The 13,303-nt window shown below is 68.0% G+C and carries 15 protein-coding genes; 14 read left to right on the top strand and 1 reads right to left on the bottom strand.

Annotated features, from left to right (window positions below; genetic code table 11):
- Positions 1-41: 41 nt before the first annotated feature.
- From ACZ45O_RS09765 to ACZ45O_RS09740, 6 genes are all read left to right on the top strand, one after another.
- Positions 42-884 (top strand): fumarate hydratase, encoded by an 843-nt coding sequence (locus ACZ45O_RS09765; protein WP_464852602.1) that lies wholly within the window; start codon positions 42-44, stop codon positions 882-884.
- Positions 884-1,477, top strand: a complete 594-nt coding sequence (locus ACZ45O_RS09760; RefSeq protein WP_464852601.1) for a Fe-S-containing hydro-lyase — start codon at positions 884-886, stop codon at positions 1,475-1,477. Before ACZ45O_RS09765 ends, ACZ45O_RS09760 begins: the two co-directional genes overlap by 1 nt.
- Before the next feature lie 267 nt (positions 1,478-1,744).
- The gene (locus tag ACZ45O_RS09755) at positions 1,745-2,977 is read left to right on the top strand and encodes an NAD(P)-dependent malic enzyme (RefSeq protein WP_464852599.1); all 1,233 of its coding nucleotides are present in this window, start codon (positions 1,745-1,747) and stop codon (positions 2,975-2,977) included.
- Between the two features lie 111 nt (positions 2,978-3,088).
- A complete protein-coding gene (gene sucC, locus ACZ45O_RS09750) occupies positions 3,089-4,210 on the top strand; it encodes an ADP-forming succinate--CoA ligase subunit beta (protein WP_464852597.1) in 1,122 nt (373 codons plus the stop codon).
- 7 nt (positions 4,211-4,217) lie between these two features.
- Positions 4,218-5,090, top strand: coding sequence for a succinate--CoA ligase subunit alpha (gene sucD, locus ACZ45O_RS09745; protein WP_464852595.1), 873 nt, complete (start codon positions 4,218-4,220; stop codon positions 5,088-5,090).
- Between the two features lie 170 nt (positions 5,091-5,260).
- Complete coding sequence (locus ACZ45O_RS09740) at positions 5,261-5,476, top strand: hypothetical protein (protein ID WP_464852594.1); 216 nt, start codon at positions 5,261-5,263, stop codon at positions 5,474-5,476.
- Here ACZ45O_RS09740 and ACZ45O_RS09735 read toward each other — a convergent pair.
- Positions 5,420-5,890, bottom strand: a complete 471-nt coding sequence (locus ACZ45O_RS09735; protein WP_464852592.1) for a hypothetical protein — start codon at positions 5,888-5,890, stop codon at positions 5,420-5,422. The genes ACZ45O_RS09740 and ACZ45O_RS09735 overlap by 57 nt on opposite strands.
- 51 nt (positions 5,891-5,941) lie before the next feature.
- Between ACZ45O_RS09735 and ACZ45O_RS09730 the strand changes: the two genes are divergently transcribed.
- From ACZ45O_RS09730 to ACZ45O_RS09695, 8 genes are all read left to right on the top strand, one after another.
- Complete coding sequence (locus ACZ45O_RS09730; RefSeq protein ID WP_464852591.1) at positions 5,942-6,901, top strand: SIR2 family protein; 960 nt, start codon at positions 5,942-5,944, stop codon at positions 6,899-6,901.
- Between the two features lie 132 nt (positions 6,902-7,033).
- Positions 7,034-7,585 carry a sigma-70 family RNA polymerase sigma factor gene (locus ACZ45O_RS09725; RefSeq protein WP_464852589.1) on the top strand — a complete coding sequence of 184 codons (552 nt, stop codon included), beginning with the start codon at positions 7,034-7,036 and terminating at the stop codon, positions 7,583-7,585.
- Positions 7,582-8,709, top strand: coding sequence for a hypothetical protein (locus ACZ45O_RS09720; protein ID WP_464852587.1), 1,128 nt, complete (start codon positions 7,582-7,584; stop codon positions 8,707-8,709). The genes ACZ45O_RS09725 and ACZ45O_RS09720 overlap by 4 nt, the downstream gene beginning before the upstream one ends.
- A 207-nt stretch (positions 8,710-8,916) precedes the next feature.
- Entirely contained in the window at positions 8,917-9,495 is a 579-nt protein-coding gene (pduL, locus tag ACZ45O_RS09715) for a phosphate propanoyltransferase (RefSeq protein WP_464852585.1), read from the top strand.
- A gap of 234 nt (positions 9,496-9,729) precedes the next feature.
- Positions 9,730-10,290, top strand: coding sequence for a DNA-methyltransferase (locus ACZ45O_RS09710; protein ID WP_464852583.1), 561 nt, complete (start codon positions 9,730-9,732; stop codon positions 10,288-10,290).
- Positions 10,291-10,401: 111 nt separating this feature from the next.
- Entirely contained in the window at positions 10,402-11,799 is a 1,398-nt protein-coding gene (locus ACZ45O_RS09705; protein ID WP_464852581.1) for an ISLre2-like element ISSyth3 family transposase, read from the top strand.
- Between the two features lie 61 nt (positions 11,800-11,860).
- The gene (locus ACZ45O_RS09700) at positions 11,861-12,136 is read left to right on the top strand and encodes a DNA methyltransferase (protein ID WP_464852579.1); all 276 of its coding nucleotides are present in this window, start codon (positions 11,861-11,863) and stop codon (positions 12,134-12,136) included.
- A 21-nt stretch (positions 12,137-12,157) separates the two neighbouring features.
- Positions 12,158-13,252, top strand: a complete 1,095-nt coding sequence (locus ACZ45O_RS09695) for a phospholipase D-like domain-containing protein (RefSeq protein WP_464852577.1) — start codon at positions 12,158-12,160, stop codon at positions 13,250-13,252.
- Positions 13,253-13,303: the final 51 nt, after the last annotated feature.

Genomic DNA, 13,303 nt, shown 5'->3' with positions numbered 1-13,303 from the left:
ATATGCTGGGGTAGACCCGGGCGCTCGAGGAGGCGAAAGCTGTGCGGGAGATTCACGTGGACCAGGTGGCCGACGCCGTCGCCCGCCTGGTGCAGGAGGCGAACTTCAAGCTGTCGGACGACGTGGTCCGGGCCCTGTCGCAGGCGCAGTCGCTGGAGGAGGCCCCGGTGGGGCAGACGGTGCTCATGCAGATCGTGGAGAACTACACCATCGCAGAGACCGAACAGGTGCCGATGTGCCAGGATACCGGCGTCGCGCTGGTCTTCCTGGAGATCGGGCAGGACGTGCATCTGGTGGGCGGCGACCTGTACGAGGCCATCAACCGGGGCGTCGCCAGGGGTTACACCGAGGGCCGCCTGCGCATGTCGATGCTGAACGATCCGATTCAGCGGGTGAACACCCGGGACAATACCCCGGCGATGATCTATGTCGACATCGTGCCCGGCGACCGCCTGAAGATCAAGGTCGACACCAAGGGCGGCGGCTCGGAGAACATGAGCCAGCTGAAGATGCTGCCGCCGTCGGCCGGGTGGGAGGGCGCGAAGCAGTTCATCGTGGAGACCGTGGCCGCGGCCGGCCCCAACGCCTGCCCGCCGCTGCTTGTCGGCGTGGGCATTGGCGGAAACTTCGACAAGTGCGCCCTGCTTGCGAAGAAGGCCCTGCTGCGCGAGGTGGGCTCGCCTCATCCCGATCCTGAGTGGGCCGCCCGGGAGCAGGAGCTGCTGGAGGAGATCAACAAGCTGGGCGTCGGCCCGATGGGGCTCGGCGGGGTCGTCACCGCGCTCGCCGTGCACATCGAGGTCATGGGCTGCCACATCACCGCACTGCCAGTTGCCGTCAACATCGAATGCCACAGCCACCGGCACAAGGAGGTGACGCTCTGATGGCCCGGATCCACGTGACCACGCCCATCACCCCCGAGCAGGTGCGCCAGATCAGGGCGGGAGACGAGGTGCTCATCACCGGCGAGATCTACACGGCCCGCGATGCCGCGCACAAGCGCATGGTGGAGGACCTGGCGGCCGGGCGGCCGCTGCCCTTCGACCCGGAGGGGGCGGTCATCTACTACGTCGGACCGACCCCGCCCAAGCCGGGCCAGGTGATCGGCTCGGCCGGTCCCACGACGTCCTACCGCATGGACAAGTACACGCCGACGATGCTGCGCCACGGGGTGCGGCTCGTGATCGGCAAGGGCTACCGCAGCGATGAGGTGAAGGCCGCGCTGCAGGAGTACGGCGGCGCCTACCTGGTCGCCACCGGCGGGGCGGGGGCCCTGCTGGCCCGCAGGATCGAGGAGGCAGAGGTCATCGCATACGAGGACCTGGGCGCGGAGGCGATCCGCCGCCTGCGGGTGCGGGAGTTCCCCACCATCTGCATCAACGATGTCCACGGCGGCGACCAGTACTTCGCCGGGCAGTCGCAGTGGGTGAAGCCGGACGCCATGGTGAAGCCGAAGCCGCCGGTCGCCAGCGAGTAAGGGACGCAGAAAGCAGTCCGGCGAACGGCCGCCGTGCGCAGGCGCCAACAGCCAGGCCCCGGCAGCAGTCGGAGCCGCCGGGGCCTGTGCGTGCGGAGGAGCGGGCGTGCCAGGGAGCTGGCGTGCGGAGCGGCAGGCGAACGAAGGGGCGGGTGTGTGAGGGGCAGGCGTGCCAGGGAGCAGGCGTCCGGGCCGCGGGCGTGCGAAGAGGCGGGCGCGCGGGCATGCTACCGGGAGGAAACCACCTACGTCAGGAGGCCTGGTGCGATGGATATGAAGGATGCCGCCCTGCGCCTGCACGCAGACAACCAGGGCAAGTGGGCGACGGTGTCCAAGGTGCCGCTGGCCACCCAGGATGACCTCTCCCTGGCCTACTCGCCGGGGGTTGCCGAGCCCTGCCGGGCGATCGCCGCCGACCGCGAGGCCGTCTTCCGGTACACCGCCCGGGGCAATCTGGTGGCGGTGGTCTCGGACGGCAGCGCGGTCCTGGGGCTGGGCGACATCGGTCCGGAGGCCGCCCTGCCGGTCATGGAGGGCAAGGCCCTGCTGTTCAAGGCGTTCGCCGACATTGACGCGGTGCCGCTGGTGCTGGCGGAGCGGGACGTGGATGAGCTCGTCCGCACGGTGGCGCGCCTCGCCCCCACCTTCGGCGGGATCAACCTGGAGGACATCGCGGCCCCGCGCTGCTTCGCCGTGGAGCGGCAGCTGCAGGCTGCGGTCGACATTCCGGTCTTCCACGACGACCAGCACGGCACGGCCATCGTGGTGGCGGCCGGGCTGCAGAACGCCCTGAAGGTGGTCGGCAAGCGGCTGGAGGATGTCCGCGTGGTGGTGGAGGGGGCGGGGGCCGGCGGCCTGGCCACGGCCGCGCTGCTCCTGGACCTGGGCGTCACCGATCTGACGCTGGTGGACTCCCGGGGGACCCTCTACCCCGAACGCCAGGAGGGGATGAACCCCTTCAAGGCCGAGCTGGCCCGGCGCACCAACCCCCGCCGGGTGCGGGGCGGGCTGGCGGAGGCCCTGGCCGGCGCCGACGTGGCCATCGGGCTGGCCCGGGGCGGCAGCATGACCCGGGGGATGGTGCGCGCCATGGCCGCCGACCCGGTCATCCTCGCCCTGGCCAACCCCGACCCGGCCATCTGGCCGGAGGACGCGAAGGCGGCCGGCGCGGCGGTGGTCGCCACGGGCCGCTCCGACTATCCCAACCAGCTCAACAACGTCCTCGCGTTCCCCGGCCTCTTCCGCGGCGCCCTGGACGTACGGGCACGGATAATTAATGAAGCGATGAAGCGCGCCGCGGTCTCCGCCATCGCCGATCTGGTCGCGCCGGGCGAGCTGTCGGCGGAGTACATCATCCCCGCGCCCCTCGATTCCCGCGTGGCGCCGGCCGTGGCCGCAGCGGTGGCCGAGGCCGCCGTCCGGAGCGGCGTCGTCCGCAGCCCGCGCCCGCCCGAGGAGGTCGCTGCCAGATGCCTGCGTAAACACACATTTTACCCATAGATTCGACGCTCCAAATGATTTCCAAAGAGATATTATGTGTGGTAGAATTCGTTGGAGCGTTCCCGGTTCCGGCACGCCATCGACGGACCGCAATCACGTGGAGGTGGACGGATGAAGCTGTACGAGTACCTGGCCAAGCAGATGTTCGCCGAGCATGGGGTTCCCACGGGGAACGGCATCGTCTGCACCACGCCGGAGGAGGTGGAGGAGGCCGCGCGCAAGATTGGCCCGTGCGCCGTCAAGGCGCAGGTTCTCGTGGGGGGCCGCGGCAAGGCCGGCGGCATCAAGCTGGCCGACACGCCCGAGGAGGCCAGGGCGCGGGCTGAGGAGATCCTGGGCATGAACCTGAAGGGGTACATCGTGGACAAGGTCCTGGTGGACCCCCAGATCAAGATCGAGAAGGAGTACTACGTCTCGATCACCCTCGATGGCATGGCCAAGAAGCCGCTGATCATGGCTTCCGCGTACGGCGGCGTGGAGATTGAGTCGGTCCCGCACGACAAGATCGTCTTCGAACACGTCGACATCGCCACGGGGCTCATGCCGTTCCAGGCCCGCGAGATCGCCCGCAAGATCGGCCTCACGGGCGACCTGGCCGACCAGTTCACCAAGATCCTGGTCGGGCTGTACAGGGCGTTCCGCAAGTACGACGCCGAGCTGGTGGAGATCAACCCGCTGGCGCTTACGGACAACGGCACGCGGCTCATCGCCGCCGACGGCCGCTTCAACGTGGAGGATGACGCGCTCTTCCGCCACCCCGAGTTCCCGCGCGTGGAGGAGGGGACCGAGCTGGAGAAGAAGGTGCGCGCCATCGGCCTCGCCTTCGTCCAGCTGGACGGCGACATCGCCGTCATGGCCAACGGCGCCGGCATGGCGATGGGCACCCTCGATACCCTGGCCTACTACGGCGGCCGGCCGGCCAACTTCCTGGATGCCGGCGGCGGCTCCGGCGTGGAGCCCACGGCCCAGGCCTTCGACGCGCTCCTGGGCACGCGGCCCAAGGCCATCTTCGTCAACATTTTCGGCGGCATCACCCGCTGCGATCTGGTGGCAGAGGCCATCGTGCAGGTGAAGAAGGCCAAGGGGATCGACGTCCCGCTGGTCGTCCGCATGGTGGGCACCAATGACGTGCGCGGCCGGGAGATCCTGGCCGAGGCGGGCATTCAGGCGTACACCGACATGGGCGAGGCGGCGAAGGCCGCGGTCGAGGCCGCTTACGGCAAGGGGGCGTAAGAACAATATGGCTGTCATCATCGATCGGAACACGCGCGTTATTGTACAGGGCATTACAGGTTCGCAGGGGCAGTTCCACACCGGCCAGATGCTGGCCTTCGGCACCAACATCGTCGGTGGGGTCAACTTTCGGAAGGCCGGGCAGGAGGTCCACGGCGTGCCGGTCTTCGCCACCGTGCACGAGGCCGTCGAGAAGACCGGCGCCAACGCGTCCGTCATGTTCGTCCCCGCGCCCGGGGTCAAGGACGCCGCCTTCGAGGCCATCCACGCGGGCATCAAGGTGCTGGTGCTCATCCCCGAGCACGTGCCGACCCAGGAGACCATGGAGATCATGGCCTACGCCGAGCGGCACGGCGTGAGGGTCATCGGGCCCAACACCTTCGGCATCATCTCGCCGGGCGAGAAGGTGAAGATGGGCATCATGCCCAACCACATCTACAAGCCCGGGCCGGTGGGCATCGTCGCCCGCTCGGGCACCCTCTCCTACGAGATCGCCTATAACCTGTCCAACAGCGGCCTGGGCCAGACCACGGTCATCGGCATGGGCGGCGACCGGGTGATCGGCACGAACTTCGTCGACGCGCTCGAACTCTTCAACGCCGATCCCGCGACCGAGGCTATCGTCATGGTGGGCGAGATCGGCGGCATTCAGGAGGAACTGGCCGCCGAGTACATCAAGGAGCACGTGCGCAAGCCGGTGGTGGCCTACCTGGCCGGCAAGTCCGCACCGCCCGGGAAGCGCATGGGCCACGCCGGCGCCATCATCGAGGGGAACCGGGGCACCTACGAGTCCAAGGTGGAGGCCCTCACCGCCGCCGGCGTGAAGGTGGCCGCCCTTCCGTGGGAGATCCCCGACCTGGTGCGCGATGCGCTGAAGTAGTGGAGGAGTTCGCCGATCGTGCACCTGCGGGGCAGCAGCGCTCTGGCTGCTGCCCTTTTTGCGTTCCGAAGGGCGGCCGGGCCGGTTGCCAGGAGATTGGGCTGATGCGGTAGAATTTATAACGTGAAATGGTGCATGTGACGCGTACGACGAGGAGGGACCAGTGTCAGATGCTCAAACCCGAGGTCGGACGTCAGTACAGGCTCGTGCGCAATTTCGAGATCCACGATCAGGAGACCGGGACGCTGCGGCATCTGATCCGCGCCGGCGAGGTTGTGAAGGTCAGGAAGATCGAGGAGGAGAAGGACCTCATCTACCTGGAGGGCATGTCAACACCGGCTTTCTTCAGGGCCTTCCAGATGCACATCGTGCCCGCGGAGGAGTGACGGGTGGGGCAGGCCGAGCGGATCGCCGGTCTGCCCTTTGACCGCACGCACCATGGCCAGAACGGTGAGCAGGGTGCCCAGCAGGGCGGCCCAGCGGAAGAGTTCGGCGTTCAGGTGCCAGGCCTGGTTCAGCAGGGGGATGCCGGTGTGGTACCAGGCCCTGTACCACACTTCTGCCAGCAGGGAGAGCGCCAGCAGCAGTCCGTTTACCTGCACGGCCCAGAGCAGGCCGGTGCGCGCGTGGGCAGCCACGAACGGCGAACGGCCCCGGGCGGCGAGCCAGAGCAGACCGGCCAGCAGGAGCCCCGCAGGCACCGTGTAGAGCCAGTCCGGCACCACCCAGAGCGTGAGGGGAAGCCTGATGGCCCCGGTGTAAGGCAGAACCGCGAGGGCGCGTTCGAATGGACGCGGCATCGCAAGCACCTCCACTGGCAGGATTACCCCGCGCGGGGCAGACTATGCCCCATGGATCTCTATCTTTTCGGCGCCGGCGCCTCCGCCGCCGAGGGCGCGCCGGCCACGCGCGATCTCTTCCCCATGGCCTACCGGGACCTGGGGCCCCGGTTCGACCCGCGCGTAGCGGAGGTCTGGGAGTTCCTCGAGGCCGTCTTCCAGCGGCCGGTGGACGGGCCGGACGCGTTTCAGCACCTGCCCTCCCTCGATGAGGTGATCAGCCTCGTTGACTGGTCCCTCCACGTGGACCAGGGGCTGGGGCCGGAGTACGACCCGCACCGGCTCTACCGCATCCGGCAGGCCCTGGAGCACCTGGTGTGCAGCGTGCTGGACGCGGTGCGCGACCGCCGGCGGCCCGCCGATGGCCCGCACGCCCGGTTTGCGCGCGCCCTGGCAGCCAGGTCCCCGGGGAGTTACGCCCTGCTCTCACTCAACTACGACACGCTGCTGGATGACGCACTGCGGGCCGCCGGGCTCTCCCCCGACTACGGGCTGGAGCCGGGGGAGAGCCCGGCGGGCCCCCTGCTGCTGAAGCTGCACGGCTCCTTGAACTGGGTTCACTGCCCGGCCTGCGATCAGATCGCCGTCCTCCGGGAGCAGGTGGCCCACCTGCTGCCCCGGTCCGCGGGCCTCGCCTGCGGCCGGTGCGGCAGCCGGCGGCTGGCCGGGGTGGTGATCTCACCGACGTGGCTGAAGCGCTACTCGCCCGGCCGGCTCACCCGGGTCTTCGAGCACGCCCTGGAGGCGGTGCGACGGGCCCGGCGCATCGTCATCATCGGCTACTCGATGCCCCCCGCCGACGTCGCGGTGCACCACCTGCTGCGCCGGGGCCTGCTCACCCGCCCGCAGCCGGAGCCGCCGAAGGTGGCGGTGATCACCCGGCGCCCGTCCGAGACGGTGGTGGACCGGTTCCGCCGGCTCTTCGGCCCGGATGTGGAATTCGACTTTAGTGGGTTCCGGGGTCAGGCCTGACGCCCGGGCCCGTGCCGAAAAATTGACAGGACCGCGTAACCTTTTGCATGCCCGCTCCGTTAATCGGTGTGGAGCGAGTACCGGGAGGTGCGGTACCGACGGGAGGGACCGCCTACGCATCGCCCAGAGATAGTGGAGACGTACAGCGATGAGCAGCGCCTGGTCCAGCGGGCGCAGCGCGATCCCGAAGCCTTTGGAGAGCTGTACGATATGCATTTTGATCGTATCTATGCGTATATACATCGGAAGACCGGGGATCGCCAGGTGGCGGAGGACCTCACCGCCGACACCTTCCTGAAGGCACTCGCTCACATCCAGAGCTATCGTTACACAGGGCAGCCGTTCGCCGCCTGGCTCTACCGCATCGCCGCCAACGTCGTCATCGACTACTACCGGGTGCGCCGGCCCACCGTGCAGCTCGACGAAGGGCTGTCGGCGGCGTTCGGGGGCCCTGAGCCCGAGGAGGCCGCGCTGGCCCTCGACGACCGGCAGGCGGTCAGCCTGGCGATGCAGGCGCTCTCACCCGACCAGCAGGATGTCATCATCATGCGGTTCGGTGGAGATATGAAGTTGAAGGAGATCGCAGCGGCCCTGGGCAAGACCGAGGGAGCGGTGAAGGCGCTCCTGTTCCGGGCCCTGGGCACGCTGCGCAGGAAGCTGAGCGAAAGCGGGGTGCAGCCGTGAGGCGCTACGCCGACGTCACGGAACTGATTGCAGAGCAGGCTGCTGATTCCACCGAGCAGAAAGCGCTGGAGGCGGTGGCCCGCCGGGTTGCGCACGAACTGGAGCGGCCGGTGCCCTACCGGCCCAAGTTCAAGGCGGAACTGCGACAGGAGCTGCTGCGCGCGGCCCGCCGGCGCCTGCGCCCCTGGTACGGCCGACCGGCCGTGGTCGGCCCCGGCCTGGCGGCGGTGGCCGCCGCCGTGGCTCTGGCAATCGGCCTGCAGATGGCCCGGCCGCCCGCCGCGCAGGGGCCTGAGCAGGTCGCGGAGGAGCAGCCCGCGGCACCCGAGGCCCCGGCGCCGCCCTCGGTGACCGGCGATGAACCTACCTCGTACCTGGTCCACCTGCCGGCGGATCTGCCGGAGGTGCGCCTGGCCGACGAGCGCACCCGCCTGGACAGGCAGCTGCTGGCGCCTGCGAGCACCGCGGTGGTCGGGAGCGTGCAGCTCATGCGGCTGACCGCCCGCCCGGGCGAGGCCGACTTCCGGGCGATGGCCAGCCGGCTGGGCTTCCGCGGCGAGAGCCGCCGCACCGACCGGGGCTGGGTGGTGGCCGACGAGGACCGGTCTCTGACCATGACGACGGACGGGACGGTGCAGTACGCCGACCTGTCTGAGCCGGACGCCGACGCCGCGCCGGTGGACGCGCAGGCGGCCGGCCAGGCTGCGCAACGGTTCCTGGATCAGGCGGCGCTGCCGGTGCACAGCCAGCCCGACATCTCGCCCCGGGAAGACGGCTTCATGGTCGTCTACACGGAGCACGTGGACGGGCGGCCGGTGGTCAACGCCCGCACGGAGATCGCCGTGAACCAGGCCGGCACGGTGGTGCGGGCGCGGGCGTTCGTGCCGTCGGGCGTCACCCTGCACGCCACCTATACGGAGTTCGTCAGCGAGCAGGAGGCTGTGCAGCTGGCCGCGGAGCGGGGCGGCAGCTTCCAGGGGGCCGAACTGGTCTGGGTGCGCAGCGTGGGCGACGGCACGGTCTACCTGCAGCCGGCCTGGCGGGTGCTCGGCACCAACGCGCAGGGCGCGCCGGTCGCACGCTACGTGGGCGCGCTGGTGCACGAGGACTCGTCGGGTCAGTGACGGAGCAGAGCTGAGCAGGGCGGTCCCCTCGCCGAAGGCGCGAGGGGCCGCCCTTTCTGTTGCGCAGGGGACGCAGGGCGCCGCACGGGTGGAAGCGCGTGTTGCCGGGGAACCTGAGTGGGGCAGGAGAGTGGGGGCGAGTGGCGAACCAATGACCATCCGACCCCGAGCACGGATCGAGGTAACGTAGGAGGTAGAGATTCATTCATGTCTGAAGCACGCACAACGGTCATCAACGTCAGCGCCCGGCACGTTCACCTCAGCCCCGAGCACCTCGAGGCCCTCTTCGGGCCGGGCTACCAGTTGACGGTGAGGAAGGAACTGATGCAGCCCGGGCAGTTTGCGGCGGAGGAGACCGTTGCCGTTATCGGGCCGAAGGGCTCGTTCCCGCGCGTCCGGGTGCTTGGCCCCGCGCGGGGCAAGTCCCAGGTGGAGGTCTCGGCCACCGACGCGCGCACCCTCGGGGTGCCCGCAATGGTGCGGCTGAGCGGGAACGTCGCCGGCACGCCGGGGGTCATCCTGGAAGGGCCGAAGGGCCGGGTGGAGCTCGAGGAAGGCGTGATCATCGCCCAGCGGCACATCCACATGACCCCGGCCGACGCCGAGAAGTACGGCGTGACCGACGGCCAGGTGGTCCGGGTGAAGACCCGCGGCACCCGCCCGCTCACCTTTGACGACGTCGTCATCCGGGTGCGGGACGATATGGCCCTGGAGATGCACATCGACACCGACGAGGCCAACGCCGCCGGCCTGAAGGACGGCGACATCGGCGAGATCCTGGTGTAACCTCTGTATCCGGCACGGGACCGGGGGAGCGATCCCCCGGTCTTTTTTCTTGGCTGAGGGGTGGCGGGGCTCGGCTCTGTGGGATGTATGTCTGCATATCCTAAGGAAAACGCGCCAATGATTAGGAGGAATTTCGCGCCCCGGCGCGAAATAATACCAGACAGAACCATTGCAGACGTGATCATTGCCATCGAGCCCCGACCCGCCGGTCGGAGGATGACGGGAGGCCGGTGAATGTTCGCCAATCGCATCTACAACGCTGACGCCCGAGACATGAGCTTCATCCCCGACGGGGTGGTGGACCTGGTGGTGACCTCACCACCCTACAACGTCGGAAAGAAGTACGCCACCCACGACGACTGCCTGTCGATGGAGGAGTACCTGGACCTGCTGGAGCAGGTGTGGCGGGAGTGCTACCGGGTCATGGCGCCAGGGGGCCGCATCGCCATCAACGTGGCGGGGGTCGACCGCAAGCCCTACCTGCCCCTGCATGCGTACATCACCCTGCAGATGAACCGGCTGGGGTTCCACATGCGGGGCGAGATCATCTGGAACAAGGGGGCGTCGGTGGGCGTTTCCACCGCCTGGGGCTCGTGGTGCAGCCCTTCCAACCCGACCCTGCGCGACCTGCACGAGTACATCCTGGTCTTCTCCAAGGAGGACTGGCGTCTCAGGCACAAGGGCGAGACCGACCTGGTGCCCGATGAGTTCGTGACGTACACCAAGTCGATCTGGGAGTTCCCCACGGTCTCGGCCAAGAAGGTGGGCCACCCGGCGCCGTTCCCGTGTGAGTAAAGTTTTCGTGGGTACAACACATTTTTTCTCCTGAAATAGCAGGACGAGAGATGTGCCCTTCCAAAGTGTTGAGATTGGCCAACAACAACACGAGGAGGGTCATCTCTCGTCATGGAACAAATTCGTGCTGCGGTGGATTTCTCCTTTCAGGAGATTGAACGTTTGGCTTGGCAACAGACACTCGACTGCTTCCGCGAGGCTTTGGTCGAGGCGCTCTCTGCGATTGACACGGCGCTGTACGAGAGCCGAGACCCGAGTCGGTATGTGTACAAGGAAATGCGGTCCCGAAACGTCGTCACCAAGTTCGGGCCGATCACGTTCCAGCGCCGCTACTACTGGGACCGCGAGGAAGAGCGTTTCGTGTTCCTGCTGGATGAGGTGTTGGGAATAGCGAAACGGCAGCGGGTGAGTGACTCGGTAAGGGCAGATGCGGTTGAAGCGTCTGTGACAGCTGGATCGTACCGGGGTGCTGCGGCAGAGCTGGAGCGGCGGGATTGCCAGGTGTTTGTCAGCCATGAAGCGATTCGGCAGTGGAACCTGCAGACCGGAAGGGCGCTTGCAGCGGCGGAAAAACAGCAGCAGATGACGTTGGCCGGTACCCGACGTGTGCGGGTCTTGTTCATCGAGGCAGACGGGTTCTGGCCAGCTCGTCAGCGTGGCAAGAAGGCAGAAGTCCGGCTGTTTGTGATTCATGAGGGTTGGATCCAGCGAGGCCCAGGTAGTAAGGAGTACAGCCTGGTGAACCGGCGCGATTTCGTGCCCGAACCGGGCAGGGATAGCTGGGAGCAGTTGAGCGAGCTTCTGGAGAGCGAGTACGACCTAAGCGAGACCTGGGTGATCATCAACGGGGACCGGGCGTTGTGGATCCGGGAGGGCGTGACGTGGTTTCCCAAGGCGCTGTACCAGATCGATCGGTTCCACCTGAAGCGGGAGTTAAACCATGTGCTGCGCCACCGGCCCCAGCGCTTAGAGCAGGCACACGCTGCACTTGAAGCAAACGATGCTGGACGGTTGCTGGCGGTGCTGGATGAAGCGCATAAAGCCGAGACCGACACGGATCGTCGTGGGAAGATGCGCCGGCTGCTGGCCGACCTCAGGACGATGCCGGAGTCAATTCGAGATTACCGTATTCGGCTGCAAGAGCGGGGCGTCAACGTTGAGGGGTTACGCGGCGTGGGCGCCGCGGAAGGGGCGGTGGAGCGGTATTCGGCACGGCTGCGGAAGGTGGGGCGGAGCTGGTCGGAAAGTGGCCTGATGGCAATGCTGCAGGTGATGGCAGCATATTATCGCGGCGCTTTACGGGGGGCCGTACAGTACGTTGAGCGTGCGTTGGGGCTTGAATCTGTGAACGCGGCTGCGGAGAAAGTGCGCCATCGGGTTCGTGAGACCGTAGGCCGGGGAGTCGATGCTGCCCGGCATGCACGCATGCCGATCCTGAACGCCGGTCGCAACAACAGCGGAGGATACTCCAAGACGTTCAGGGGGTTTGCGGGTCTGGTGACCAGGTAAAAAACGAGAACGGTAGTCAGCGTCCGTTCAAGAACCAGCTTTATACAGAACACTTTTGGAAGTGAGACGTACCCACTTTGGCTTGACAGGCCCGCCGTTCCCGCTGGAGTTGCCAAGTCGTCTCATCAAGCTCTACACTTATAAGGGTGACGTGGTGCTCGATCCCTTCAACGGCAGCGGCACCACCTGCCAGGCGGCTGCGCTCCTGGGGCGGCGCTGGATCGGCGTCGACATCGACCCTGGCTACTGCGCCCTGGCGGAGAAGAACATGCGCGCCCTGCTCGAGGTCGGCGGCGGCGCCGGGGCCGAGAGCGCCTCGGGCGTGGCGGGCGCATAAGGAACGTCAGGAGGGGTGGAGATGATGGCAGGGCAACCGGTCCCGATTCTGCGCACGGCCTTGCACGCGCTGGTGCGCGGCCCGTGGCGGCAACTCTGGCTCGTCTCCCCCGGTCTGCACTTTTCGGCCCTTCAGGGGCTGCTCCCGGAGCTGGAGCGGGAAGGGGCAAAGATCCGGGTGCTGACCGACCTGTCGTATCAGGCCATCGGCGAGGGTCGGGTCGAGCTGACCGCGCTGCAGCGCCTGCGCCGGCTGGAGGGCTGTGAGGTGCGGTGGCAGCCGGACCTGGGCGCCTGCGTCTACGCCGCCGACGAGGGCGGCGCCCTGGTGGGCAGCGGCCCCCTGACCGTCGCCGGGCTGGATGGCCCGCACCAGTACGGCGTGCATCTGCCCGAAGCCGCTCCGGTGATCGCCGACCTCGAGATGTGGTGGGAGTCGGCCCGCCGGCTCTCGCCGCAGGAGTGGGAGGCGCTGGAGGAGCGGGTGGGGCTGCGGCGGAGCGCGCTGCGGGTCGGGTCGGAGATCGCCCGGCTCGGCGCGTTCGTGCGGGTGAGCGCGCACGGCACCCGGCGGAGCCGCAGGCTGGATCCCCGGGACTTTGGTGCGCTGTCGCTGGGCAACGTCCGCCTGCGCCCGATGGACGTGACGCTCTTCCGGCTGGACCCGGTCAGCCGGGCCAAGGAGGAGCTGGACGCGATCCTGGCCGAGCGGGGGCTGGAGTGGAACGGCCAGTACCTGGTTCCCCGCTACTTCCTGGAGCAGGAGTGGCCGGGCATCTTCGCGGCCCGGGAGCGGCAGCTGGCGGCGGACCTGCGCTCGCCCGAGCAGCAGGCGGCGGTCGCGGCCCAGCTGGCGGAGGCCAGGAACGCCATCGCTTCTTACCTGGGCGACCTCTATCCGTTTGTCGACGCGGACGGCGCGCCGGCGGATGCGTGGGTGGCGCAGCAGGTCGAGCGGCTGGTGCCCGAGGGGATGGCCGCCGCGGTCTGCGCGGAGGCGGGGCTGCAGTACCGGGTGCTCACCATCCTGCCCGAGGACGCCCGCTCCATCGCCGAGCTGGATCAGCTGCTCAAAGACCCGCGCCTCCGGTCCGTGCAGATGACGCTGCCAATTTGAGTGAAGCTGAGACGACTGCCCTGCGGCCCAGGCCGCAGGGTTTTCATGTGC

The sequence above is a fragment of the Symbiobacterium turbinis genome (assembly GCF_055383075.1).
This window is presented reverse-complemented; position numbering and strand designations above follow the sequence as displayed.

What these genes read in the sequence shown, in the direction of transcription:
- ACZ45O_RS09740 (WP_464852594.1), top strand. Translation starts at nt 5,261, where the DNA reads ATGCTCAAACCCGAGGTCGGACGTCAGTACAGGCTCGTGCGCAATTTC.
- pduL (WP_464852585.1), top strand. Translation starts at nt 8,917, where the DNA reads ATGTCTGAAGCACGCACAACGGTCATCAACGTCAGCGCCCGGCACGTT.
- ACZ45O_RS09710 (WP_464852583.1), top strand. Translation starts at nt 9,730, where the DNA reads ATGTTCGCCAATCGCATCTACAACGCTGACGCCCGAGACATGAGCTTC.
- sucD (WP_464852595.1), top strand. Translation starts at nt 4,218, where the DNA reads ATGGCTGTCATCATCGATCGGAACACGCGCGTTATTGTACAGGGCATT.
- ACZ45O_RS09735 (WP_464852592.1), bottom strand. Translation starts at nt 5,890, where the DNA reads ATGCCGCGTCCATTCGAACGCGCCCTCGCGGTTCTGCCTTACACCGGG.
- ACZ45O_RS09730 (WP_464852591.1), top strand. Translation starts at nt 5,942, where the DNA reads ATGGATCTCTATCTTTTCGGCGCCGGCGCCTCCGCCGCCGAGGGCGCG.
- ACZ45O_RS09760 (WP_464852601.1), top strand. Translation starts at nt 884, where the DNA reads ATGGCCCGGATCCACGTGACCACGCCCATCACCCCCGAGCAGGTGCGC.
- ACZ45O_RS09695 (WP_464852577.1), top strand. Translation starts at nt 12,158, where the DNA reads ATGATGGCAGGGCAACCGGTCCCGATTCTGCGCACGGCCTTGCACGCG.
- ACZ45O_RS09705 (WP_464852581.1), top strand. Translation starts at nt 10,402, where the DNA reads ATGGAACAAATTCGTGCTGCGGTGGATTTCTCCTTTCAGGAGATTGAA.
- sucC (WP_464852597.1), top strand. Translation starts at nt 3,089, where the DNA reads ATGAAGCTGTACGAGTACCTGGCCAAGCAGATGTTCGCCGAGCATGGG.
- ACZ45O_RS09755 (WP_464852599.1), top strand. Translation starts at nt 1,745, where the DNA reads ATGGATATGAAGGATGCCGCCCTGCGCCTGCACGCAGACAACCAGGGC.